At 37.1% G+C, this 23654-nt stretch carries 25 protein-coding genes, 2 riboswitches and 1 other annotated feature (1 of these 28 only partly in view); of the genes, 23 read left to right on the forward strand and 2 right to left on the reverse strand.

What is annotated here, in order from left to right; genetic code table 11:
* Positions 1–60, forward strand: a binding site (T-box leader) (it extends 169 nt beyond the left edge of the window).
* Between the two features lie 73 nt (positions 61–133).
* The 19 genes from ilvB (at position 134) to JFU23_RS22840 (ending at position 17155) form a co-directional block, all read left to right on the forward strand.
* Positions 134–1834, forward strand: a complete 1701-nt coding sequence (gene ilvB, locus JFU23_RS22750; RefSeq protein WP_201032762.1) for an acetolactate synthase large subunit — start codon at positions 134–136, stop codon at positions 1832–1834.
* Positions 1831–2340: an acetolactate synthase small subunit gene (gene ilvN / locus JFU23_RS22755; RefSeq protein ID WP_000822948.1), complete on the forward strand. Its 510-nt coding sequence runs from the start codon at positions 1831–1833 to the stop codon at positions 2338–2340. The genes ilvB and ilvN overlap by 4 nt, the downstream gene beginning before the upstream one ends.
* Positions 2341–2361: 21 nt before the next feature.
* Positions 2362–3378, forward strand: coding sequence for a ketol-acid reductoisomerase (ilvC, locus tag JFU23_RS22760; RefSeq protein ID WP_201032763.1), 1017 nt, complete (start codon positions 2362–2364; stop codon positions 3376–3378).
* Position 3379: 1 nt separating this feature from the next.
* Positions 3380–4900, forward strand: coding sequence for a 2-isopropylmalate synthase (gene leuA, locus JFU23_RS22765; RefSeq protein ID WP_002064438.1), 1521 nt, complete (start codon positions 3380–3382; stop codon positions 4898–4900).
* Positions 4901–4978: 78 nt separating this feature from the next.
* Entirely contained in the window at positions 4979–6043 is a 1065-nt protein-coding gene (leuB, locus tag JFU23_RS22770) for a 3-isopropylmalate dehydrogenase (protein WP_201032764.1), read from the forward strand.
* Complete coding sequence (leuC, locus tag JFU23_RS22775) at positions 6043–7437, forward strand: 3-isopropylmalate dehydratase large subunit (RefSeq protein WP_002011716.1); 1395 nt, start codon at positions 6043–6045, stop codon at positions 7435–7437. The genes leuB and leuC overlap by 1 nt, the downstream gene beginning before the upstream one ends.
* Positions 7415–7996 carry a 3-isopropylmalate dehydratase small subunit gene (gene leuD, locus JFU23_RS22780; protein ID WP_002126281.1) on the forward strand — a complete coding sequence of 194 codons (582 nt, stop codon included), beginning with the start codon at positions 7415–7417 and terminating at the stop codon, positions 7994–7996. The genes leuC and leuD overlap by 23 nt, the downstream gene beginning before the upstream one ends.
* Before the next feature lie 309 nt (positions 7997–8305).
* Positions 8306–9568 (forward strand): ATP phosphoribosyltransferase regulatory subunit, encoded by a 1263-nt coding sequence (locus tag JFU23_RS22785; protein ID WP_201032765.1) that lies wholly within the window; start codon positions 8306–8308, stop codon positions 9566–9568.
* Complete coding sequence (gene hisG / locus JFU23_RS22790; RefSeq protein ID WP_033708301.1) at positions 9544–10179, forward strand: ATP phosphoribosyltransferase; 636 nt, start codon at positions 9544–9546, stop codon at positions 10177–10179. Before JFU23_RS22785 ends, hisG begins: the two co-directional genes overlap by 25 nt.
* Before the next feature lie 11 nt (positions 10180–10190).
* Complete coding sequence (gene hisD, locus JFU23_RS22795; protein WP_201032766.1) at positions 10191–11480, forward strand: histidinol dehydrogenase; 1290 nt, start codon at positions 10191–10193, stop codon at positions 11478–11480.
* Entirely contained in the window at positions 11480–12064 is a 585-nt protein-coding gene (hisB, locus tag JFU23_RS22800; RefSeq protein ID WP_002030662.1) for an imidazoleglycerol-phosphate dehydratase HisB, read from the forward strand. Before hisD ends, hisB begins: the two co-directional genes overlap by 1 nt.
* Positions 12065–12694, forward strand: coding sequence for an imidazole glycerol phosphate synthase subunit HisH (gene hisH, locus JFU23_RS22805; protein WP_002011707.1), 630 nt, complete (start codon positions 12065–12067; stop codon positions 12692–12694). It abuts the gene before it with no gap.
* Entirely contained in the window at positions 12667–13386 is a 720-nt protein-coding gene (hisA, locus tag JFU23_RS22810; RefSeq protein WP_002086736.1) for a 1-(5-phosphoribosyl)-5-[(5-phosphoribosylamino)methylideneamino]imidazole-4-carboxamide isomerase, read from the forward strand. Before hisH ends, hisA begins: the two co-directional genes overlap by 28 nt.
* Positions 13380–14138, forward strand: a complete 759-nt coding sequence (gene hisF, locus JFU23_RS22815; protein ID WP_088034932.1) for an imidazole glycerol phosphate synthase subunit HisF — start codon at positions 13380–13382, stop codon at positions 14136–14138. The genes hisA and hisF overlap by 7 nt, the downstream gene beginning before the upstream one ends.
* A complete protein-coding gene (gene hisI, locus JFU23_RS22820; protein ID WP_002086731.1) occupies positions 14135–14440 on the forward strand; it encodes a phosphoribosyl-AMP cyclohydrolase in 306 nt (101 codons plus the stop codon). Before hisF ends, hisI begins: the two co-directional genes overlap by 4 nt.
* Positions 14441–14450: 10 nt before the next feature.
* A complete protein-coding gene (gene hisE / locus JFU23_RS22825; RefSeq protein WP_002011702.1) occupies positions 14451–14774 on the forward strand; it encodes a phosphoribosyl-ATP diphosphatase in 324 nt (107 codons plus the stop codon).
* 12 nt (positions 14775–14786) lie between these two features.
* Positions 14787–15806 carry a histidinol phosphate phosphatase domain-containing protein gene (locus JFU23_RS22830; protein WP_002011701.1) on the forward strand — a complete coding sequence of 340 codons (1020 nt, stop codon included), beginning with the start codon at positions 14787–14789 and terminating at the stop codon, positions 15804–15806.
* 68 nt (positions 15807–15874) lie between these two features.
* On the forward strand, positions 15875–16039 hold the full coding sequence (locus JFU23_RS22835; RefSeq protein ID WP_002011700.1) for a YozQ family protein: 165 nt from the start codon (positions 15875–15877) through the stop codon (positions 16037–16039).
* Between the two features lie 135 nt (positions 16040–16174).
* Positions 16175–17155 (forward strand): 2-hydroxyacid dehydrogenase family protein, encoded by a 981-nt coding sequence (locus JFU23_RS22840; protein WP_080448125.1) that lies wholly within the window; start codon positions 16175–16177, stop codon positions 17153–17155.
* 32 nt (positions 17156–17187) lie between these two features.
* On the opposite strand, the gene pssA is transcribed toward JFU23_RS22840, so the two are convergent.
* Positions 17188–17889: a CDP-diacylglycerol--serine O-phosphatidyltransferase gene (gene pssA, locus JFU23_RS22845; RefSeq protein ID WP_002011698.1), complete on the reverse strand. Its 702-nt coding sequence runs from the start codon at positions 17887–17889 to the stop codon at positions 17188–17190.
* A gap of 182 nt (positions 17890–18071) precedes the next feature.
* Complete coding sequence (locus JFU23_RS22850) at positions 18072–19958, reverse strand: LTA synthase family protein (protein ID WP_002086724.1); 1887 nt, start codon at positions 19956–19958, stop codon at positions 18072–18074.
* A gap of 253 nt (positions 19959–20211) precedes the next feature.
* Between JFU23_RS22850 and JFU23_RS22855 the strand changes: the two genes are divergently transcribed.
* The 4 genes from JFU23_RS22855 (at position 20212) to JFU23_RS22870 (ending at position 23627) form a co-directional block, all read left to right on the forward strand.
* Entirely contained in the window at positions 20212–20607 is a 396-nt protein-coding gene (locus tag JFU23_RS22855) for a DUF3888 domain-containing protein (protein ID WP_016092994.1), read from the forward strand.
* Positions 20608–20696: 89 nt separating this feature from the next.
* Positions 20697–20878, forward strand: a riboswitch (Lysine riboswitch).
* Positions 20879–21058: 180 nt separating this feature from the next.
* A complete protein-coding gene (lysA, locus tag JFU23_RS22860; RefSeq protein WP_201032767.1) occupies positions 21059–22375 on the forward strand; it encodes a diaminopimelate decarboxylase in 1317 nt (438 codons plus the stop codon).
* Positions 22376–22491: 116 nt separating this feature from the next.
* A riboswitch (SAM riboswitch) is annotated at positions 22492–22600 on the forward strand.
* A 72-nt stretch (positions 22601–22672) separates the two neighbouring features.
* A complete protein-coding gene (locus JFU23_RS22865) occupies positions 22673–22816 on the forward strand; it encodes a YezD family protein (protein WP_000116159.1) in 144 nt (47 codons plus the stop codon).
* Positions 22817–22922: 106 nt separating this feature from the next.
* Positions 22923–23627, forward strand: a complete 705-nt coding sequence (locus JFU23_RS22870; protein ID WP_002011694.1) for a phosphoadenylyl-sulfate reductase — start codon at positions 22923–22925, stop codon at positions 23625–23627.
* The last annotated feature ends 27 nt before the right edge of the window (positions 23628–23654 follow it).

Raw genomic sequence — 23654 nt, forward strand, 5'->3', positions numbered from 1 at the left:
CACTGAGGCAAGAGTAATCTTGCAAAGAAGGGTGGTACCGCGAAATCTTTCGTCCCTTCAGCACATAGCTGGAGTGTGGACGTAGGATTTTTTTATTTTATAAATGTTTTAAAAAAGGGGGCTTATAAGAAAAATGTCTTCAAAAACGGAAGAGAAACTGGCAACTGGTGCACAGCTATTGTTAGAAGCGCTAGAAAAGGAAGGAGTAGAGGTGATTTTTGGTTATCCAGGTGGTGCGGTTTTACCTCTATATGATGCGCTTTATGATTGTGAAATTCCGCATATTTTAACGAGGCATGAGCAAGGTGCAATTCATGCTGCTGAAGGATATGCAAGAATTACAGGAAATCCAGGAGTGGTAATTGCAACAAGTGGACCGGGTGCTACAAATGTTATTACTGGTCTAGCTGACGCGATGATTGATTCATTGCCACTTGTTGTATTTACAGGGCAAGTAGCAACAACGTTAATCGGGAGTGATGCTTTCCAAGAAGCTGATATTATGGGGCTTACGATGCCGGTGACAAAACATAATTATCAAGTACGAAAAGCATCGGATTTACCCCGAATTATTAAAGAAGCATTTCATATCGCTAGAACAGGAAGACCAGGCCCAGTCGTAATTGACCTTCCGAAAGATATGGTAGTAGAGAAAGGTGAGCGATGTAGTGATGTACAAATGGATTTACCAGGATACCAGCCTAATTACGAACCGAATCTACTACAAATAAACAAATTATTACAAGCGATTGCGACTTCAAAAAAACCGTTAATTTTAGCTGGAGCAGGTGTATTGCATGCGAAAGCATCGAAAGAATTAACAAGTTTTGCTCGCAAATATCATATTCCAGTTGTTCATACATTACTTGGTCTTGGTGGGTTTCCGCCAGATGATGAACTATTTCTAGGGATGGGAGGAATGCACGGTTCATACACCGCAAATATGGCGTTATACGAATGTGACTTACTTATTAATATAGGAGCAAGGTTTGATGATCGTCTTACTGGAAATTTAGCTTATTTTGCTAAAGAGGCAATTGTCGCACATATAGATATTGATCCAGCGGAAATTGGGAAAAATGTGCCGACTGAAATCCCTATTGTTGCGAGTGCGAAGCAAGCATTAGAAGCTCTACTCAACTTTAAGGAAGGGGAAATAAATCACAATGATTGGCTCTCATTATTGAATAGTAGAAAAGAAAAATACCCTCTTTCTTACAAAGAACATGCAGAGCGTATTAAACCTCAATATGCAATTGATATGCTATACGAAATTACGAAAGGAGAAGCGATTGTAACAACAGATGTTGGGCAACATCAAATGTGGGCAGCTCAATATTATCCGCTGAAAAACCCAGATAGATGGGTAACCTCTGGGGGGTTGGGAACAATGGGCTTCGGGTTTCCAGCAGCAATAGGTGCACAAATCGCAAAGCCTGAAGAACTAGTTATTGCAATTGTCGGTGATGCTGGATTTCAAATGACCTTGCAAGAACTAAGTGTATTAAAAGAGCATTCTTTACCAGTTAAAGTTTTTATTTTAAATAATGAAGCTTTAGGGATGGTAAGACAATGGCAAGAGGAATTTTATAATGGGCGATATTCGCACTCCATACTTTCATGCCAACCAGATTTTGTTGCGCTTGCCAATGCTTATGGTATAAAAGGTGTTCGTATTGAAGACCCACTTCTTGCAAAGCAACAATTACAGTATGCAATTAAGTTAAGAGAGCCTGTTTTAATTGATTGCCGCGTACTTCAATCCGAAAAGGTAATGCCGATGGTTGCCCCAGGAAAAGGCGTTCATCAAATGGAGGGAGTGGAGAAAAGGTGAAGAGAATTGTAACAGCGACAGTTCGAAATCAAAGCGGTGTGTTAAATCGAATTACAGGTGTTATGACACGTAGACATTTTAATATTGAAAGTATTTCAGTAGGTCATACGGAATCATCGGATATTTCGAGAATGACGATTGTTGTACACGTTGAAAATGAACAGCAAGTTGAGCAGTTAATTAAACAACTGCATAAGCAAATCGATGTACTGAAAGTATCAGATATTACAGAAGAAGCGATGATCGCTAGAGAACTTGCACTTATTAAAGTAGCAACGTCTGTAGCAAGAGCAGAATTATATAGTTTAATTGAACCGTTCCGAGCCGCTGTAATAGACGTTGGGAAGGATTCCATAGTGGTGCAAGTAACAGGTACCCAGGAGAAAGTAGAAGCGTTAATTGAATTACTTCGTCCATATGGTTTGAAAGAAATTGCTAGAACAGGTGTAACAGCATTTACACGTAGTATGAAAAAACAAGATAAACAAGTTATGTTAATTCAATAATTATTTAAAAAATAGGGGGAAATGAAAATGGCGAAAGTTTATTATGAAAAAGACGTAACGGTAAATGTATTAAAGGAAAAGAAAGTAGCAATCATCGGATATGGATCGCAAGGCCATGCGCATGCGCAAAACTTACGTGATAACGGATTTGATGTGGTAGTAGGACTGAGGAAAGGGAAGTCATGGGATAAGGCGAAAGAAGACGGTTTTTCTGTATATAAAGTAGCGGAAGCAGCAGAAAAAGCAGATGTAGTAATGATTCTACTACCTGATGAATTACAGCCGGAAGTATATGAAGCTGAAATTGCACCAAACTTACAAGGTGGCAATTCTCTCGTTTTCGCGCATGGATTTAATGTTCACTTTGATCAAGTAAAACCGCCAGCTAATGTAGATGTATTTCTAGTAGCACCGAAAGGTCCAGGACATCTAGTACGTCGTACGTTTGCGGAAGGGGGAGCTGTTCCTGCATTATTTGCAGTATATCAAGATGCAACAGGAGTTGCGACTGAAAAGGCACTTTCATATGCAGATGGAATTGGGGCGACGAGAGCAGGTGTATTAGAAACAACGTTTAAAGAAGAAACAGAAACAGATTTATTTGGAGAGCAAGCTGTACTTTGCGGCGGAGTGACTGCACTAGTAAAAGCTGGGTTTGAAACGTTAGTTGATGCTGGTTATCAACCGGAAGTTGCATATTTTGAATGTTTACATGAACTAAAACTAATCGTTGACCTTATGTATGAAGGCGGACTTGAAAATATGAGATATTCAGTTTCAGATACAGCGCAGTGGGGCGACTTCGTATCAGGACCACGCGTTGTAACGGAAGATACGAAGAAAGCGATGGGTGCAGTGCTAGCAGAAATTCAAGATGGTACATTTGCAAGAGGCTGGATTGCAGAGCATAAAGCAGGAAAACCAAATTTCCATGCGACAAATGAGAAAGAGAATGAACACGAAATTGAAGTAGTTGGACGTAAATTACGTGAAATGATGCCGTTTGTACAGCCGCGAGTAAAGGCAGGGATTAAATAATATGAAGCAAATTTTGTTCATGGATACGACGCTTCGTGATGGCGAACAATCACCAGGAGTTAATTTAAATGAACAAGAGAAATTACAGATTGCGAGGCAACTAGAGAGACTTGGTATTAATGTAATGGAAGCTGGATTCGCAGCAGCTTCTGAAGGTGATTTTCAATCGGTAAAACGTATCGCAAATACCATTCAAAATGCTACGGTTATGAGTTTAGCTAGAGCGAAAGAAAGTGATATTCGAAGAGCCTATGAAGCTGTGAAAGGCGCTGTCTCTCCTCGTTTACACGTATTTTTAGCTACGAGTGACATTCATATGAAATATAAGCTTTGTATGTCAAAAGAAGATGTATTAGATAGCATACATCGCTCGGTTACGCTCGGGAAATCACTATTTCCAACAGTTCAATTTTCAGCAGAAGATGCAACAAGAACATCGAGAGCATTTTTAGCTGAAGCAGTAGAAGTCGCGATTCGCGCAGGAGCGAATGTAATCAATATTCCTGATACAGTTGGATATACGAATCCAGAAGAATATTATTCTCTTTTTAAATACTTACAAGAATCCGTTCCGTCGTATGAAAAAGCAATTTTCTCTTGTCATTGTCACGATGATCTTGGGATGGCAGTAGCGAATTCGTTAGCTGCGGTTGAAGGCGGAGCGTTACAAGTAGAAGGAACGATTAATGGAATTGGAGAAAGAGCGGGGAATGCGGCGCTAGAAGAAGTCGCGGTTGCTCTCCATATTAGAAAAGATTTCTATGAAGCAGAATCCTCTATGACATTAAAAGAAATTAAAGCGACGAGTACGTTAGTAAGTCGGTTAACGGGTATGGTTGTACCGAAAAATAAGGCGATTGTTGGAGCAAATGCTTTTGCTCACGAATCAGGTATTCATCAAGACGGTGTATTAAAAGAAGTAACGACGTATGAAATTATTGAACCATCACTGATTGGAGAGTCACAAAATTTATTTGTATTAGGAAAGCATTCCGGGCGCCATGCGTTTACTGAAAAAATGAAAGAACTTGGTTATGAGTTTACAAAAGAAGAACGAGATGTGGTGTTTGAAGCATTTAAAAACTTGGCTGACCGTAAAAAAGAAATTACAGAAGAAGATTTACGTGCGCTTATGCTTGGTGAAGCAGCATTTGCGGCCCAGCAATATAGCATTACTCAATTGCAAGTACATTTCGTATCAAATAGTACACAGTGTGCAACGGTTGTACTAAAAGATGAGGAAGGAAATATGTACGAAGATGCAGCAACTGGTTCTGGAAGTATTGAAGCGATCTATAATGCAATTCAAAGAATTTTAGGATTAGAATGTGACTTAGCGGATTATCGCATACAATCTATAACGCAAGGTCAAGATGCACTTGCACATGTTCATGTTGAATTAAAAGAAGGAACTCATCAAGTATCAGGTTTTGGTGTTGCGCAAGACGTATTAGAAGCATCGGCGAGAGCGTATGTTCATGCGGCCGGAAAATTAAAATCTTTTATTACTCTTGTGAAGTAACTGTTTGATAAGTGAGGGGATCGTCCCTTACTTATCAAAATATATTTCTGAAAATTCAGATAAAAAGGAGTGTTTTAATTGGAAAAACGTATCGTTTGTTTAGCGGGTGATGGTGTTGGTCCGGAAATTATGGAAAGCGCGAAGGAAGTATTGCGTATGGTAGAGAGGCTATATGGACATCACTTTCATTTACAAGATGAGTACTTTGGCGGAGCGGCTATCGATTTAAATGGGCAACCATTACCACAGCGAACACTTGCCGCTTGTTTAGCGAGTGATGCGGTTTTACTTGGAGCGGTTGGTGGACCGCGGTGGGATGATGCGAAAGAAAGGCCAGAGAAAGGATTATTAGCTTTAAGAAAAGGACTTGGTGTATTTGCGAACGTTCGTCCTGTAACAGTAGAAAGCGCAACTGCACATTTATCGCCATTAAAAAACGCAGATGAAATTGACTTCGTTGTCGTTCGTGAACTAACAGGCGGTATTTATTTCTCTTATCCGAAAGAAAGAACGGAAGAATCGGCAACTGATACACTTACGTACCATCGTCATGAAATTGAACGTATCGTGTCGTATGCTTTTCAATTAGCGAGTAAGAGAGAGAAAAAAGTAACCTCTATTGATAAAGCGAATGTTTTAGAATCTAGTAAATTGTGGAGAGCTGTTACGGAAGAAGTAGCTCTTCGTTATCCTAATGTTGAATTAGAGCACATTTTAGTAGATGCAGCTGCTATGGAGTTAATTCGAAACCCAAGGAGATTTGACGTTATCGTAACAGAAAATTTATTTGGTGATATTTTGAGCGACGAGGCTTCTGTATTAGCAGGGTCATTAGGAATGCTTCCATCAGCGAGCCATGCGGAAAACGGGCCGTCTTTATATGAGCCTATTCACGGATCAGCGCCAGATATTGCAGGTAAAAATAAAGCGAATCCAATTGCGATGATGCGTTCAGTAGCGATGATGCTTGGGCAATCATTTGGATTAACGAGAGAAGGGTATGCGATTGAAGAGGCAATTTCTGCAGTTCTTCAATCTGGGAAATGTACAGCTGATATTGGGGGGAATGAGACGACAACTTCATTTACGAGGGCAGTTATTCAAGAAATGGAAGAGCAGGCACTAGTAGGGAGAGGAAGATAATGGGGAAAAGGTTACTAGATAAGCTTTGGGAAAGACATGTAGTTGTAACGAATGAAAATGGATTGGATTTATTATATATCGATCTTCATCTCGTTCATGAAGTAACGTCACCGCAAGCCTTTGAAGGCTTGCGGCTTGCAAATCGAACTGTTCGGAGACCGGAATTAACGTTTGCAACGATGGATCATAATATTCCAACGAAAGATGTTTGGAATATTACCGATCGCATTGCGAAGCAGCAATTGGATACACTTCGTGACAATTGTAAACAATTTAAGGTGCGATTAGCCGATATTGGTGATGAAGAGCAAGGAATCGTTCACGTTATAGGACCAGAACTTGGGCTCACACAACCGGGGAAAACGATTGTATGCGGTGATAGCCATACAGCAACCCACGGTGCTTTCGGTGCTTTAGCGTTTGGTATTGGTACGAGTGAAGTAGAACATGTATTAGCAACTCAAACGCTGTGGCAACGAAAACCGAAAGCGATGGGGATTGAATTAAAAGGAAAGTTACCGAAAGGCGTTTATGCAAAGGATATTATTTTGCATCTTCTCTCAAAGTACGGTGTAGCGGTTGGAACGGGGCATGTAATGGAATTCTACGGAGAGACGATTCGTGATATGGGTATGGAAGAGAGAATGACACTTTGCAATATGGCAATTGAAGGGGGAGCGAAAGCTGGCATCATTGCACCAGATGAGAAAACATTTTCTTATGTAAAAGGGCGTGAATATGCACCGAAAGACTATGAAACGTTTACGGGAAAATGGTCGGAGCTTTATACAGATTCAGATGCAATTTATGATTTACATATTTCGGTAGATGTTACGGATTTAGCACCGTATGTCACTTGGGGAACAAATCCTAGTATGGGTGTTCCTATTGATGAAAAATTACCAGAGAAGCATAACGAAAATGATGAAAGAGCATTTTCATATATGGGATTGAGCCCTGGGCAAAGTACGTTTGAAATTCCTGTTAAGCATGTCTTCATTGGTTCTTGTACAAATTCACGTTTATCTGATTTAGAAATTGCTGCATCTGTTGTAAAAGGGAAAAAGGTAAAAGAAGGTGTGCGAGCACTCGTTGTACCAGGATCAAAAAGTGTGAGAGAGCGGGCGATGCAAAAAGGCTTACATCGCATATTTGAAGAAGCGGGATTTGAATGGAGAGAGCCTGGATGTTCAATGTGTCTTGGGATGAATCCAGATCAAGTACCTGAAGGAGAACATTGTGCTTCTACTTCAAATCGTAATTTTGAAGGAAGGCAAGGGAAAGGAGCACGAACACATTTAGTAAGTCCAGCTATGGCTGCAGCAGCTGCGTTATATGGTCATTTTGTTGATATTAGAAAGGAGAGTTACGATGGAACCATTTCATATTCATAAAGGTACTGCCGCAGTACTTATGAATGATAACATTGATACAGATCAAATTATTCCGAAGCAATATTTGAAGAGAATTGAAAGGACGGGATTTGGAAAATATTTATTTGATGAGTGGCGTTACGATAATGAGCGCCATGAAAATCCTAATTTCCCCCTTAATGCACAAGAACGAAAAGGAGCAAGTATATTAATTACAGGTGATAATTTTGGATGTGGTTCTTCAAGAGAACATGCCCCTTGGGCGCTTGCGGATTATGGTTTCCGCGTTATTATCGCCGGAGGATTTGCAGATATTTTTTATATGAATTGTATGAAGAATGGTATGTTACCGATTGTAATGGATAAAGAGATGCGTGAACAACTTGCCAAAACGAATGCGAGAGATCAAATGGAAGTTGATTTAGAGAATGAAGTAATTATTACGAATACGCACAGGTTTCATTTTACAATCGAGAAAATGTGGAAAGAAAAATTATTAAATGGTCTAGATGAAATCAGCATTACAATGCAATATGAACAAGAAATTGAAGAGTATGAAAGAAAAGTAGCTTCACATTAACTGAAAATAGAATATTCGAAATGTATTTACATTCAGAATTAACTGTTATATAATATGTAAAAAATCAGAGGAGAAAGGGAGTAAGTATTATGAATATCATGCAATCTATTAAAATGCTTACAAAACTACATCATCATACATGAAACCCTTGAACCTAACGTGAAAACGTGTAGGCACAAGGGTTATTCCCGTTGTACCTACACTCTACTAAAGAGCCTTGTAGGTATTTTGTCTACAAGGCTCTTTTTATTTTCGGTTTGGGTGGATGTAATGGGCATAAATTAAAGAGGGAAGGGTGTGTGAATTCAGATGACAAAGTGGAAACGGGCAAATCCGAATGGAACGAGAGATTACTTATTCGAAGAATGTACGTTAATTGAAGAAGTGGAACAAAAATTAAGACGGACCTTTTTAGAGAGAGGTTATGAAGAAATAAGGACACCTACAATTGAATTTTATGATGTTTTTGCATTTCAAAACAGGCCGATAGATGAAGAAAAGATGTATAAATTTTTCGATGAAAAAGGACGGATTATCGTTTTACGCCCAGATATGACAATTCCTTTAGCAAGAGTAATTGGAACACAGAGAGGAGATATTCCTCTTAAAGTAACTTATAGCGGGAATGTATTTCGGGCGAATGAGTCCCTTACTGGGAAATATAATGAAATAGTGCAAAGTGGTATTGAAATTATCGGGATTGAAAATGTAAGGGCTGAAATTGAATGTGTGATAAGCGTAATTCAAGCACTTCAAAAATTAAAGGTGCAATCTTTCACAATTGAGATTGGGCAAGTGCAGTTATATAAATGTATCGTAAAAAAGCTCCCCATTAATGATGAAGAAGAGAAGTTACTTAGAACGTATATTGAAAGTAAAAATTATGCCGCACTCTCACACTTTATAGAAGAAAAGAAATTAAATCGGTGTGATGAAACAGTAAGGTTACTTGAGAAACTACCAAGGTTATTCGGGAGTTTAGATGTTGTTGAGGAAGCAGAAAAACTCGCCTCAAGTAATGAAATGAAAATGGCCATTGCGAGAGTGAAAGAAATATATGAAACAATTGAACAGTTAGGATATGGCTCTTACATATCAATTGATTTAGGTATGGTTCAACATTTGGATTATTATACGGGTGTTATTTTCAAAGGGTATATATATGAAATTGGAGAAGAGATTGTTAGTGGCGGAAGATATGATGAGTTAATTGGAAATTTTGGAGAGATGATGCCAGCGGTTGGGCTCGCGGTGCAAGTAAATCAAATAGTTAAGGCACTTCAAGAGCAGCAAGAACCATATAAACGAAAGAGAATAGATATTATGATTCATTATGAGTTAAATAGATTAGCAGAAGCGGAAAGGTTACGAAATTTACTTCAAAAGGACGGGAAGAATGCCCAGTTATCTTTATTCTCTAATTTAAACGATACTTTTCAATTTGCAAACAAGAATAAAATAATGATAGTCGTTGAGGCGAAGAGTGAGTCACTAGTGGAATATGTATGGAGAGAGAAATGGATCATCCAGAAAGAAGGGGAGGCTTCATGCGTAACATTCAAATTGCGTTAACGAAAGGAAGATTAGAAAAGCATGTTATTCCACTGTTTGAAAAAATTGGAATTGATTGTTCAGAGCTCAAAGATAAAGGAAGAAAACTTGTGTTTAAAAGTAAAAACACAAACATTTCATTTATTTTAGTGAAAGCGGTAGATGTTGCTACTTATGTAGAACATGGCGTAGCTGATATTGGAGTCGTTGGAAAAGATATATTAATGGAATTTGAGAAAGATATATATGAGATGGTCGATTTAGGAGTGGGCGTGTGTAAATTTTGTGTCGCTTCTATTCCTACGTATAATCCGAAGAGTTATCGAAAAAAACGAATTGCTACGAAATATCCGCACATTACTTCTACATATTTTCATGATAAAGGGGAGGATGTAGAAATTATTAAAATAGAAGGATCTGTAGAGATTGCTCCACTTCTAGGTTTGGCAGATGCCATTGTTGATATTGTTGAAACAGGAAAAACATTACAAGAAAACGGGTTAATTGTATTTGAGGAAATGTGCTCTATATCAGCTCGAATGATTGTGAATAAGGCTGCATTGAAAACTAAAAAAGACGAAATATTCTGTATTATAAATATGATGGAACAAGAAATTTTGTCAGGGAAATAGGGGGACTTTAAATGGAGATAGTTTTTGAAGATTTCCAAGAGGCTTTATCGAAAATAAAATCGCTACGAGAAAGCGCTAATATAATAGAAGAAACTGTTCAAAGAAGTGTAAGTGAAATTGTTCAAAACGTAAGGAAGAGTAAAGATGAGGCTTTATCGTTCTATACAAAAAAGTTTGATGGTGTAGAGACAAAAGATTTTCGTGTAAGTGAGGAAGAAATAAAACAAGCAAGTAAGTTTGTAGAACAAGCTTTTTTAGAAGCGTTAAAAGAGGCGAAGAAAAATATTATCTCGTATCACGAAAAGCAAAAAAGACAATCTATGTTTGATTGCGTGAGTGAAGGGGTAATTAGAGGGCAGCTTATTCGTCCGTTAGAAAATGTAGGTGTATATGTGCCGGGCGGGACTGCTTCGTATCCTTCATCAGTATTAATGAATGTATTGCCAGCAAAACTCGCAGGAGTGAAAAAAATTGTAATGGTAACACCGCCGAAGCAAGGAGGAATTGATCCGCATATTTTAGCTGCTGCAAGTCTTGCAGGTGTAGATGAAATATATATGGCCGGTGGTGCTCAAGTAATTGCTGCTCTAGCATATGGAACGGAATCGATTCCTAAAGTAGATAAAATAGTTGGGCCAGGGAATTTATATGTCGCGCTAGCGAAGAGAGAAGTATATGGGATAGTCAATATCGATATGATTGCTGGACCATCAGAAATTGTAGTTATCGCAGATGAAACAGGAAATGCCGAATATATTGCTGCTGATTTATTATCACAGGCAGAACATGACGAGAGGGCAACAGCTATTTGTATTACAACAAATATAAAGCTTGCTAAAGAAGTAGAAAGAGAAATAGAAAGGCAGCTAAAGACGTTGCCTAGAAGTGAAATCGCTCGTGAATCCATAAAAAGAAATGGAGCAATTTTTATTGTCCCTTCTTTAGCAGAGGCGTTTCATTTATCAAATGAAATCGCTCCAGAACATTTAGAGTTACACATAAAAGAGCCAATGAATGCTCTAGCTTATGTAAAGCATGCTGGATCAATTTTTCTTGGTCCATATGCACCTGAACCGCTCGGAGATTATTTGGCGGGGCCGAATCACGTATTACCGACAAGTGGAACGGCAAGATTTTTTTCTCCGTTATCCGTCGATGATTTCGTAAAAAAATCAAGCTTCGTTTCGTATACGGAAGAAGCGTTAAGAAGTGTACAGCATCATATTGTAGAACTTGCAAATAAAGAAGGTTTACATGCACACGCAAGAGCAATCCAAATTAGGTTTAAGGAGGAAGAATAATGCGCGAGTCTAGTCAAGTACGTGAGACGACGGAAACAAAAATTAAATTAAGTTTGCAACTTGATGAAAGTACGAATGTTTCTGTGCAAACAGGAGTTGGATTTTTTGATCATATGCTAACTTTATTTGCTAGACACGGAAGATTTGGTTTGCAAATTGAAGCTGAAGGTGATGTATTCGTTGATGCTCATCATACGGTTGAAGATGTTGGAATTGTACTCGGAACTTGCTTGAAAGAATCATTGCAAAATAAAGAAGGGATTAACCGTTACGGCTCAGCGTATGTACCGATGGATGAATCTTTAGGATTTGTCGCGATTGATATAAGCGGGCGCTCATATATTGTATTTCAAGGTGAATTAACAAATCCGAAGCTAGGGGATTTTGACACAGAATTAACGGAAGAATTTTTTAGAGCAGTGGCTCATGCTGCAAATATTACGTTACATGCTCGCATTTTATACGGAAGCAATACACATCACAAAATTGAAGCTTTATTTAAAGCGTTCGGTCGAGCGCTTAGAGAGGCAGTCGATAAAAATGCCAATATTAATGGTGTAAATTCAACGAAAGGGATGTTGTAATTGATTGCAATTATAGATTATGGAATGGGAAATATTCGTAGTGTGGAACAAGCATTAAAATATATTGGAACAGAGTACATCATAACGGATGATAAAAAAGAAATATTGAGAAGTGATGGAGTTATTTTACCAGGAGTAGGCACATTTCCGAAAGCGATGGGCGTTTTAGAAGAAAAAGATTTAGTATGTGTGCTAAAAGAAGTTGGGAGCTTAGGAAAACCGCTTCTGGGTATTTGCTTAGGAATGCAGCTTTTATTTGAAAAAAGTGAGGAACTACAAAATTGTAACGGATTAAATTTATTGCCAGGTGTTATTCGAAAGTTAAAAGTTCCTTATAAAATTCCACATATGGGGTGGAATGAATTAAAAAAAGAAGGAGAAATATCGCTTTGGAATGGAGTAGAGGACGGTTCTTTCGTATATTATGTCCACTCTTATTATGCAGATTGTCCGAATGAAATTGTGTATGGGGCAAGTGAATATGGAGTGAAAGTACCTGGTTTTGTAGCAAAAGGAAATATATTTGGCGCACAGTTTCATCCTGAAAAAAGTGGGGAAATTGGGATGCGAATGTTAAAAAATTTCAAAGGGGTGGTAGAAGCATGGAAATCTTCCCAGCTATCGATTTAAAAGAAGGACGATGCGTCAGGCTTTATCAAGGAGAGTTTAGTAAAGAAACGGTGATGAATGAAGATCCAGTCGCACAAGCAATCATATTTGAAAAACTTGGAGCGAAAATACTACACGTTGTTGATTTAGATGGAGCAATTGTTGGGGAGTCAGTAAATTTACCTGTCATTGAAAAAATTTGCAAGGCGGTACGTATTCCGGTGCAAATTGGAGGAGGAGTTCGGTCACTCGCGGCAGTGGAGAAGTTGTTGTCAGTAGGTGTAGAAAAAGTGATATTAGGAACGGCTGCTCTTTACGATAAATCATTTTTAGAAGAAGCGGTTCGTCTATATAAGGAGCAAATCATAGTTGGAATTGATGCGAAAAATGGTTTCGTAGCAACGAGGGGCTGGTTAGATGTGTCTGAAATTTCGTACATCGATTTAGCGAAGCAAATGGAAAGTGTAGGTGTTCAAACGATTGTGTTTACGGACATTTCAAAAGATGGGACACTTGCAGGACCAAATTTTGAGCAATTAGAGTTACTGCAAAAAAGCGTGGGTATTCGTGTGATTGCATCTGGAGGTGTCGCATCTATTCAAGATGTGAAAAGATTAAATGATATGAACATATATGGCGTCATTATTGGGAAGGCACTTTACGAGAAAACGATTGATTTAGAAAAAGTGTTACAGGTAACAAAACTATGTTAGCAAAACGAATTATTCCATGTCTAGATGTGAAAGAAGGGCGGGTAGTAAAGGGTGTGAATTTTATAGGGTTACAAGACGTCGGTAATCCTGTTGAAATAGCCGCATTATATAATGATGCGGGAGCAGATGAAATCGTATTTTTAGACATCACTGCGACGCATGAAGGGCGAAAAACGATTATAGATGTTGTAGAACAAACAGCCTCAAAGGTGTTTATTCCTCTTACAGTTGGCGGGGGGATTTCAAGTGTTAAAGATATGTACAATTTACTAAGAGCTGGAGCAGATAAAGTTTCAATAAACTCAGCGGCAGTGAGAAATCCGAAGTTAATCCAGGAAGGTGCGGAACATTTTGGCTCACAATGTATTGTCGTAGCAATTGATGCTAGAAAAGTAGAGGAAGATAAATGGAATGTATACGTGAACGGCGGAAGAGTCGATACAGGGATGGATGCAATCGAATGGGCAAAGCGCGTTGTTAAGCTCGGGGCAGGAGAAATTTTACTGACGAGTATGGATGCAGATGGAACAAAAAATGGATATGATCTTCGTTTAACAGGAGCAATTTCAAACAGCGTTTCTGTTCCAGTAATCGCATCAGGTGGATGTGGTCATGTAGATCACATTATAGAAGTATTTCAAAAGACAACAGTTGATGCAGCATTAGCGGCATCAATCTTTCATTATGGTGAAGCGACTGTACAAGATGTAAAGAGAAAATTAAGAGAAGCAAACGTTGAGGTGCGGTTATGAAACCTAATTTTGCAAAAGGATTGATACCAGCTGTTGTTATCGAGGAAGATACGAAAGAAGTTTTAATGTTAGCTTATATGAATGAAGAAGCGTATGACAAGACGCTGGAAACGAAAAGAACATGGTTTTATTCCCGTTCGAGACAATCGTTATGGAATAAAGGAGGTACATCGGGAAATGTCCAATATGTGCAATCACTTTATTTAGACTGTGATCAAGATGCAATCGTTGTTGTCGTAAAGCAAGTAGGGCCTGCTTGCCATACGGGAGAAAAAACGTGTTTTCACTACAAAATTATATAGGGGGATACATATGGAAGATATCCTTAAGTTATTATTTGAAACAATTGAAGAACGAAAGAAAAATCCACTCTCTGAATCATATACGAATTATTTATTTTCAAAAGGTGAAGATAAAATTTTAAAGAAAATTGGTGAGGAGTGCACCGAAGTAATTATTGCGTCTAAAAATAATGATAAAGAAGAAATAGTAAAAGAAATGGTTGATGTGTTCTATCACTGTTTTGTTCTATTAGCCGAAAAAAATATTCCATTAGAAGATGTCATGCAAGAAGTGAAAGAAAGAAATGGAAAGCTTTCGCGAGTAGGGGACAGAAGAGAAATAGATACATTATAAGGGGGAATATGGATGAAAGTGGACTATCACATTCATTTAGAAGAAGGACCATATTCAATAGGGTGGCTAGCTAAAATAAATGATGCGCTACAATATTTTGAACCGCTTAAAGAAGAAAAACATTCTATGGAATGGCTTATGAAAACACAAGAACGCCTGCAAAGACGTGTGAAGGAAGGTCCATTTACAGCGAAATGGATTGATTTATATTTAGAAGAAGCTGTGCGAAAAGGTATAAAAGAAGTTGGTATTGTCGATCATTTATATCGTTTTCATGAAGCGAAAGGATATTATGAAAAGTATGTAGATATTAGTGATTCTAGGCTTGGTCGCCTGCAAAAAGAATGGTTAGATCAAGTAAGAGTAACGTCTATTTATGATTTTACAAAGGCGATTGAAGAGGCAAAAGAGCGATGGAGTAAACGAGGGATAACGCTCAAACTTGGAATTGAAGCGGATTATTTTATCGGGGGTGAACAAGAGTTAAAAGGTTTACTAGCATTAGGAGACTTTGATTATGTAATCGGTTCGGTCCATTTTATAGATGGATGGGGATTTGATAATCCAGATACGAAAGAGTATTTTGGTACGCATGAGTTACATACTTTATATCACACGTTTTTCGCTACAGTTGAAAGTGCTGTTCGTTCCGAGCTTTTTGATATTATAGCTCACCTCGATAACATAAAAGTATTTAATTACCGGTTAGATGAGAATGAACAGCTTTCTTATTATAAGGAAATTGCTCGTGCGTTAGTGGAAACAAATACAGCAACAGAAATAAATGCGGGATTGTACTATCGATATCCTGTGCGCGAAATGTGCCCAAGTCCGCTTTATTTACAAGTATTAGCTAAGCATGGAGTTCCGATTACTCTATCCTCAGATGCCCATTATCCGAATGATTTAGGAAAGTATGTGGAAGAGAATATAAAGACATTACGCAATCATGATATTTCTCACATAGCTACATTTACGAAACGAGTAAGAACGATGAGATTGCTTGAAGAAGAAGTAATAATTTCAAAATGAAACACGATTTTTTGATGAAAATCACCCTTTTTGTTCAAAATAAGAAAGAATGAAAAGGAGGATGAAAAATGGTGAAACAACAAAATAAACAAAACGTACAAGCGGCAGATCAAGCCTATACTTCTGAAACAAATAATACTGCTAACTCAGTTATTGAGGAACAAATTAGCGATACAGTTGCAGAAGGAACAATCGATGCGAAGCTTGGGAAAGAATCGCAAGAAAAAGCGTAAAAAGAGGGGAGAGTTGCATCTCCTCTTTTTTTATGGAAAAGTGTCGATTTTCAAAACTATAATCAAATCCCTTGGTTTTTATATGTAGATTTCTTACAATGAAATATAAGAGATATCATATTTTGTATAGAAGAGGTGTTAGTAGTGGCGAAAATATTAGTAGCAGGGAAAATTCCAGAAATCGGATTAAAATTATTGAAAAATCATGATGTAGAAATGTACAATAAAGAAGAATTAATTAGTGTAGAAGAGTTAGCAGAACGTGTAAAAGATAAAGATGCACTTTTAAGCTTACTTTCTACGAAGGTATCGAAAGAGGTTATTGACGCAGCACCAAACTTGAAAATTATCGCAAATTATGGTGCTGGTTACGATAATATTGATTACACATATGCAGGAGAAAAGGGTATTGCTGTTACAAATACACCGAAAGTATCAACTGAAGCGACAGCAGAATTAACATTTGCACTTCTTTTAGCAGCTGCACGTAGAATTCCTGAAGGTGATACGTTATGTCGTACAACTGGATTTAACGGATGGGCACCGTTATTCTTCTTGGGCCGCGAAGTACACGGTAAGACAATCGGAATTATTGGCCTTGGAGAAATCGGGAAGGCAGTTGCAAAGCGTGCGAGAGCATTTGGAATGAATGTTTTATATACAGGACCAAATCGAAAGCCTGAAGCTGAAAGTGAACTGGAAGCGACATACGTAACGTTGGAAGAATTATTACAAACAGCGGACTTTATTACAATTAACTGTGCTTATAATCCGAAATTACATCATATGATTGATGAAGAACAGTTTAAAATGATGAAGAAAACAGCATATATTATAAATGCTTCACGTGGACCAATTATGAATGAATCAGCACTTGCTCATGCACTAAAAACGAATGAAATTGAAGGTGCAGCTCTTGACGTATTTGAATTTGAACCGAAAATTACAGAAGAGCTAAAAGGATTAAAGAATGTAGTACTTGCTCCTCACGTAGGAAATGCAACATTCGAAACACGTGATGCAATGGCTGAAATGGCAGTAAGAAATATTTTAGCTGTATTAAATGGTGAAGAACCTGTAACACCTGTAAATCAAAAGGTATTAGTTACAAAATAAAAAAGAAACCTTCCGAAATACGGAAGGTTTTTTTATTTTTCTTTATTCGCTTTTTTAGAAGGTCTTTGTCTAATAAATTGAGATAACATATACAAAATGTATAGTGGAATGGCAATGAATAAGAAAACAGAAATGTTGCCAAAACTTGTTTGGTACATTGTGATAATAATTCCAACTAAAAATAGTGTAATAATTATGCTATATCGTGGAATTGGTACATCTTTTAAACTTGGGATACGAACACGGCTCACCATTAAAAATGCGAACGTTACAAATACGGTAATGAGAACAATTTTTGGAATGGTATGTGAAAATAATGTTAAGAAAGCAACAAGCCCTCCTGCTGCAGTAATCGGAACTCCAGTGAAATATTTCATAGAAGTAGAAGATGGTGTTACATTAAATCGTGCTAAGCGATATGCTCCGAACAGAGGGAATAATCCCGCTATGTATAGTCCAATGATTCCATAGTTGGAAAAAGATGTGTAATACATTAAAACAGCAGGTGCTGCGCCAAATGTTACAACATCCGCGAGTGAATCAAGCTCTTTTCCCATTTGTGAATCAACGCGTAATAAACGAGCGACACGACCATCAAGACTATCTAACATCATCCCGATCAGTACTAAAATAGCAGCTGATTTATAATATCCTAAAGATGCATAGCCGATTGACAAAAATCCGCTATATAAATTCCCGAGCGTAAATAAGTTTGGAATAGCTGCTCTATACAAAATCTGATCCCTTGCTTTCTGTTATAAATTCTTAATTAGTGTATGAAAGTTTACTTATTTTATCATACCATAAATTTCTTTCTCATACGAAAAAAATTCCCAATTTGTGAAAGATTGTATAGAAGAGAAATTTGAAAAATAAGTAAAAAAAGGAAGCAACTTTTGTAAAGTTGCTTCCTACACTATTCAAATTTCGTTGTCATCGTTCCGGTTTTATATCGATTGTTAGGATCAAATCTTAATAAATCTCCATAAATGAGTTTGTCGGATAATTTTAATTCTGTTTTTGCTTTTTCAATATAAGGCTGACATAGTGTTAAATCAGCTTCTTCACCTGTGCTTCTTTTATAGCACATATTTTTTGTATAAACATAATCTTCCGAAACAAAACTGCCGTCCCGCATTACCATAAGAGGGTCTTTTTCTTTCGTAAATAAGTCTGTTCCAAATTCTACGGATTGATTTGTTTTAATACCAAGTAAATGAAGTAACGTTGGTTTAATATCAATTTGACCAGATACTTTAGAGATGACTTTTCCTTCTTGGCCAGGCACATGAATAATGAGAGGGACGCGTTGTAATTGCATAGAATCAAACGGTGTAATAGCGTCTTTCCCAAGGAACTGAGCCATAGCTGCATTATGGTTTTCAGAAATGCCGTAATGATCACCATAAATGACAATAACGGAATTATCATATAGTCCTTCGTCTTTCAATTGTTTAATAAATAATTTAAGAGCTTCATCCGTGTAACGAACGGTTGGGAAGTAGCGATTTAAAACACCACTTTCGGAATTAAATTCATCAACATATTGATCTTCTGGATTTAGAAGAAATGGAAAATGGTTTGTTAACGTAATAAATTTTGTATAGAACGGTTGTGGTAAAGATTTTAACTTTGGAATAGATTGCTCAAAGAACTCTTTATCTTTTAATCCCCAACCGACAGACATTTGTTCCGTTCCTACGTAATCATTTAAATTAAAGTAACGATCATATCCAAGCGCAGGATACATTACGTCACGATTCCAAAACGTTTTATCGTTTGAATGGAAGACAGCAGAAGAATATCCGTATTTCTTTAATTGTTCTGGTGTGGCAGTGTATTCATTTGTTGCATGAGTAAAGAATACAGAACCACGGTCTAACGGATAAAGGGAATTTTCAACGATAAATTCAGCATCAGAAGTTTTACCTTGTCCCGTTTGATGATAGAAGTTATCGAAATAAAAACTATCTTTAATAAACTCATTTAAAAATGGAGTAATCTCTTTTCCATTTATTTTTTTATTAATAACAAAACTTTGTGTAGATTCCATTGAAATTAAAATTACATTTTTACCCTTTGCAGCTCCAAATAGGTTTTTATCAACTTGTTTATCTTTTGAGTCTGTATAGTTTTTAATTTCAGAGAACCCGTCTCCACTTGCAAATACACGCTCAGCTGAAGACTTAGATTGAAGTGTAATATCAAATAGATGATATGTGTATAACCCTAAATTTTTCACGACAGTTTGACGATCAAATGAGCGTGAGAACATTTGTGGTTTATATATAACTGAAACAACAATTTGTAGTGCTAATAATACTGTTACACCGCTAAAGAAAGTTCGCTTCTCAGAGCGAGAAAGGGGTGTTTTATCACCAAATGATGGGAATTTACGCGAAATAAACATTAAAATAATTGCGTCTGCAAATAAAAGTAATGTTTTATACGTAAAGAGTTCTTTTATACTCGTCCCTAAGTCAGCCATATTATTTGTTTGGAATAAAACAGGGAAAGTAACAAAATCGTTATAGAACCCGTAAAACATTGCATTTCCAAATAAAATAAATGACAGTATAAAACTAATTACAATAATAATTCGGTTTCGGTACTTAGATGCAAGTAAAGCGAAACCAAAAAATAAAAGTAACGAAGCTAGTGGGTTAATAAAAAGCATAAACTCTTCAAAGAAGTTATCAATTCTAATATCAAATGCTAGCTTGTACACAATATATGTTTTTATCCATAATAAAACGACTGCAACTAGTGCAAATCGCAGTTTTGGAAACAGATTTTGTAGCATAATATACTCCTCTCCTAAAAGCATGACGGTTCTTGTGAGCCGGTTTGATTAGCGCCTCATTTTATATATACGAACAGTCCTTTGTTATTATGTTTATTATACTATGAGTATCATTATACGAAAATAAAAGAGAGTTGTGGGCTTTTTTATAATAATTGAGTAGAAAAAGGGCAGTGGGAGACAATAAAACGGAGTTTCTATGTATGATAATTATCGTGCGCAAAAAGAATCGAGTAATAAAACGGAGGTTATAATGCGAAAATTATTATATTTTATAGTATGCAGTAGTGTTATACTTTTTGCTTCACCGAGTGTGTCGGTAGCACAATATGATGCACCCCTTATGGAAGATGCCCTTTATTCTGTTTTATTTCCAAAAATAAATAAGGCAATTGAAAAACAATATGGGAGCTTGAAGCCTTATCAATGTCCTAAAATTATTAGTTTAAAAAAAGTGTATAGTGGTACATATTTATTTCAAGCGAGTATTGAAGTAACGAAGTATGAACAGGTTGGTGGGAAAATTGTTCCACCATTTGAGAAGGTAACGATTACATTTAATAACGAAGAGGGCGAATGGGAAGTGACAAAGGTTTCAGTAAAGCGCTTACCAAATGATACAAAATTAAACTGTAAAAAAACAATATAAAAAATTGTTTGACAAATAAAATGGTCCTTTGGTATTGTTAATAGCAACAATTAGATGTTTGAAAATTAAATAGACTTACCTCATCTACTCTCAAAGGTAGAGGCCGCGATAGGAAAGAGTAAGCTATGGGAGATTTAATGGAATCTGTGATCATAGGTTGAAAGGGACTATTGCCGAAATATAAGAATAACCATCTTATTCATATATTGGGACTGCATTGAATAAATGTAGTACTGTCATAAGATTTATTTTATGAAGAGCTATTTGGAGATGTTGATGCGGTTTCTTATTTTGAGGAGATAACAACTCGTTTATTTTTTCAATATATATTTTTCCTAATAAGAAACGCGTGTGAACATTGTTCCGCGCGTTTTTTGTCTATCTAAAAGCGTGCTGCAATGAATAGAAGATTGGGGTTATGAGTTTTAGAGGAAATAAGGGAGGAATTCAAATGTATTTACACGGCACAAGCCGAATCAATGGGCAAGGACACTTAGAAATTGGTGGGTGCGATACGACGCAGCTAGCAAAACAATACGGAACACCACTTTATGTATACGATGAAGAGTCTATTCGAGGAAAGTGCCGCGCGTTTCATCGTGCTTTTAAAGAAAGTGGCTTCTCTTATCAAGTAGCATATGCAAGCAAGGCGTTCTTGTGCATGGAGATGTGCCGAGTAGCTCGTGAAGAGAATATGTCTTTAGATGTTGTTTCTGGAGGAGAATTATATACTGCGCTCCAAGCTGGTTTTCCGGCATCGCGTATTCATTTTCACGGAAATAATAAAACAGAAGAAGAAATGATTATGGCTCTTCAGGCGAATATCGGTTGTTTTGTAGTAGATAATTTCTTAGAATTAGAAATTTTACATGATTTAGCAATGCAACATGGGAAATTTGTGAACATATTAATCCGTGTAACGCCTGGAGTAGAGGCACATACACACGAATATATAACAACAGGTCAAGAGGATTCGAAATTTGGATTTGGTGTTTCAAATGGTCAAGCGATGCAAGCAATTGAGCTTGCCTTGCAAAAATCAAATTATAATGTGCTAGGAATTCACTCGCACATCGGATCACAAATATTTGAAACGGCTGGATTTGTTCGAGCAATTGAAGTACTCCGCCAATTTTTAGAAGAAGTGAGAGAGCGAACACATTATGTGATGAAAGTATTAAATGTGGGCGGAGGTTTCGGTATACGTTATACGGATTCAGATACACCGTTAACACTTGAAACGTATGTGCACGCTGTAACACGTACGATAAGAGAACAATTTACATTATGTGAATATCCGCTTCCAGAAATATGGATTGAACCAGGTCGTAGTATTGTAGGTGATGCTGGAACAACACTTTATACAGTCGGAGCGGTGAAAGAGATTCCTGGCATTCGGAAATATGTTTCAGTCGATGGTGGAATGACAGATAATTTAAGACCAGCTCTATACGGAGCCCGTTATGAGGCGATGTTGGCGAATCGAGGGAATGATGAGAATGAGGAACTCGTTTCGATTGCTGGGAAATGCTGTGAAAGTGGAGATATGCTGATTTGGGATATTAACTTACCGCAAGTTGCTTCTTCTGATTTACTAGCAATTTCTTGTACGGGGGCATATGGGTACTCGATGGCGAATAATTATAATCGTATTCGTAGACCAGCTGTCGTCTTTGCAAAAAGCGGGACGTCACAAATTGTCGTAGAACGTGAAACATATGAAAATATCATTGGGAACGATCGCATACGTATTAAAGAGCTGGTGTGAATGAGAAAGAAGGAGTTGTCTAGTAAAGGCAACTCCTTTTAAAAAAGAAAAATAATTAAATATATCGGAAAACTAGGATTGAAAAAAATCAGAATTGTGATAAAATACAAATACAAAGCTTATCAAGAGAAGCTGAGGGAACTGGCCCTACGAAGCTCTGCAACCTGCTTATAGAAAGCAAGGTGCTAAATCCAGCAAAATGGAATCCATTTTGAAAGATAAGGTAAAATATATTACCGAACAGTCTTTTCGAAATGGGAAAGATTTTTTTTATGAATAAAAAGGGGGGCTGTTTGCGTGAGCGTACGGGAGCATTTTGATGAAGTATCTGAGAAAATTCAAGCGATGCTTGCTGATATGAAATATGGTTCCATTACAATTGTTGTGCAAGATGGAAAAGTGATTCAATTAGAAAAAAGTGAAAAGGTTCGTTTAAAGTAAAAAGGTTCGTTTAAAGTAAAAAGCGCTGACTAGAAAAACTAGAGGCGGTTTTAATCTATTTTTAATAGGTTAAAGCCGTCTTTTTGCTTTTACAGGGGGAAAAAACATGTTGACGTACGAAACGTGGAAAGAAAATAGTGTTTCATTTTCTGAAGAAGATGAAACGAAAGGCGCGCTATCAGTATTAAGTTGGGCTTATAACGAATATAAAGATGAAATTGTATATGCATGTAGCTTTGGGGTGGAGGGAATGGTTTTATTGCATCTTATAAACCAAGTAAATCCATCTGCTAAAGTTGTATTTTTGGATACAAATGTTCATTTTCAAGAAACGTACGAATTAATTAAGAAGGTACGCGAGAGATTTCCTTCATTAAATATTATAGAAAAACAGCCAGAACTTACACTCGATGAACAAGCGAAGCTTCATGGAGAGAAGTTATGGGAAAGTAATCCGAATCTTTGCTGTAGTATTAGAAAAATTTTACCGTTAGAAAAATCATTAGCAGCGGAAAAAGCGTGGATATCAGGCTTAAGAAGGGAACAATCAGAAACGCGTAAGCATACACAGTTTATAAATCAAGATCGTCGTTTTCAATCTATTAAAGTTTGTCCGCTCATTCATTGGACTTGGAAAGAAGTTTGGCGATATGTATATAAACATAGTTTGCCGTATAACCCATTGCATGATGTTGGCTATCCGAGTATTGGGTGTGAGAAATGTACATTACCTGTAGGTGATGGTGGCAACTCAAGAGATGGAAGATGGGCTGGGAAAATGAAGACGGAATGTGGCCTTCACTTTCAATGAGATAGATTTTGAAATAAAGCTAAGAAG

This window comes from Bacillus sp. TH50 (assembly GCF_016650565.1).
GTDB classification, from domain to species: Bacteria; Bacillota; Bacilli; order Bacillales; family Bacillaceae_G; genus Bacillus_A; species Bacillus_A mycoides.

What these genes read in the sequence shown, in the direction of transcription:
- ilvB (WP_201032762.1), top strand. Translation starts at nt 134, where the DNA reads ATGTCTTCAAAAACGGAAGAGAAACTGGCAACTGGTGCACAGCTATTG.
- ilvC (WP_201032763.1), top strand. Translation starts at nt 2,362, where the DNA reads ATGAAAATGGCGAAAGTTTATTATGAAAAAGACGTAACGGTAAATGTA.
- leuA (WP_002064438.1), top strand. Translation starts at nt 3,380, where the DNA reads ATGAAGCAAATTTTGTTCATGGATACGACGCTTCGTGATGGCGAACAA.
- leuC (WP_002011716.1), top strand. Translation starts at nt 6,043, where the DNA reads ATGGGGAAAAGGTTACTAGATAAGCTTTGGGAAAGACATGTAGTTGTA.
- leuD (WP_002126281.1), top strand. Translation starts at nt 7,415, where the DNA reads ATGGAACCATTTCATATTCATAAAGGTACTGCCGCAGTACTTATGAAT.
- JFU23_RS22785 (WP_201032765.1), top strand. Translation starts at nt 8,306, where the DNA reads ATGACAAAGTGGAAACGGGCAAATCCGAATGGAACGAGAGATTACTTA.
- hisG (WP_033708301.1), top strand. Translation starts at nt 9,544, where the DNA reads ATGCGTAACATTCAAATTGCGTTAACGAAAGGAAGATTAGAAAAGCAT.
- hisD (WP_201032766.1), top strand. Translation starts at nt 10,191, where the DNA reads ATGGAGATAGTTTTTGAAGATTTCCAAGAGGCTTTATCGAAAATAAAA.
- hisB (WP_002030662.1), top strand. Translation starts at nt 11,480, where the DNA reads ATGCGCGAGTCTAGTCAAGTACGTGAGACGACGGAAACAAAAATTAAA.
- hisA (WP_002086736.1), top strand. Translation starts at nt 12,667, where the DNA reads ATGGAAATCTTCCCAGCTATCGATTTAAAAGAAGGACGATGCGTCAGG.
- hisF (WP_088034932.1), top strand. Translation starts at nt 13,380, where the DNA reads ATGTTAGCAAAACGAATTATTCCATGTCTAGATGTGAAAGAAGGGCGG.
- hisI (WP_002086731.1), top strand. Translation starts at nt 14,135, where the DNA reads ATGAAACCTAATTTTGCAAAAGGATTGATACCAGCTGTTGTTATCGAG.
- hisE (WP_002011702.1), top strand. Translation starts at nt 14,451, where the DNA reads ATGGAAGATATCCTTAAGTTATTATTTGAAACAATTGAAGAACGAAAG.
- JFU23_RS22830 (WP_002011701.1), top strand. Translation starts at nt 14,787, where the DNA reads ATGAAAGTGGACTATCACATTCATTTAGAAGAAGGACCATATTCAATA.
- JFU23_RS22835 (WP_002011700.1), top strand. Translation starts at nt 15,875, where the DNA reads ATGGTGAAACAACAAAATAAACAAAACGTACAAGCGGCAGATCAAGCC.
- JFU23_RS22850 (WP_002086724.1), bottom strand. Translation starts at nt 19,958, where the DNA reads ATGCTACAAAATCTGTTTCCAAAACTGCGATTTGCACTAGTTGCAGTC.
- JFU23_RS22855 (WP_016092994.1), top strand. Translation starts at nt 20,212, where the DNA reads ATGCGAAAATTATTATATTTTATAGTATGCAGTAGTGTTATACTTTTT.
- lysA (WP_201032767.1), top strand. Translation starts at nt 21,059, where the DNA reads ATGTATTTACACGGCACAAGCCGAATCAATGGGCAAGGACACTTAGAA.
- JFU23_RS22870 (WP_002011694.1), top strand. Translation starts at nt 22,923, where the DNA reads ATGTTGACGTACGAAACGTGGAAAGAAAATAGTGTTTCATTTTCTGAA.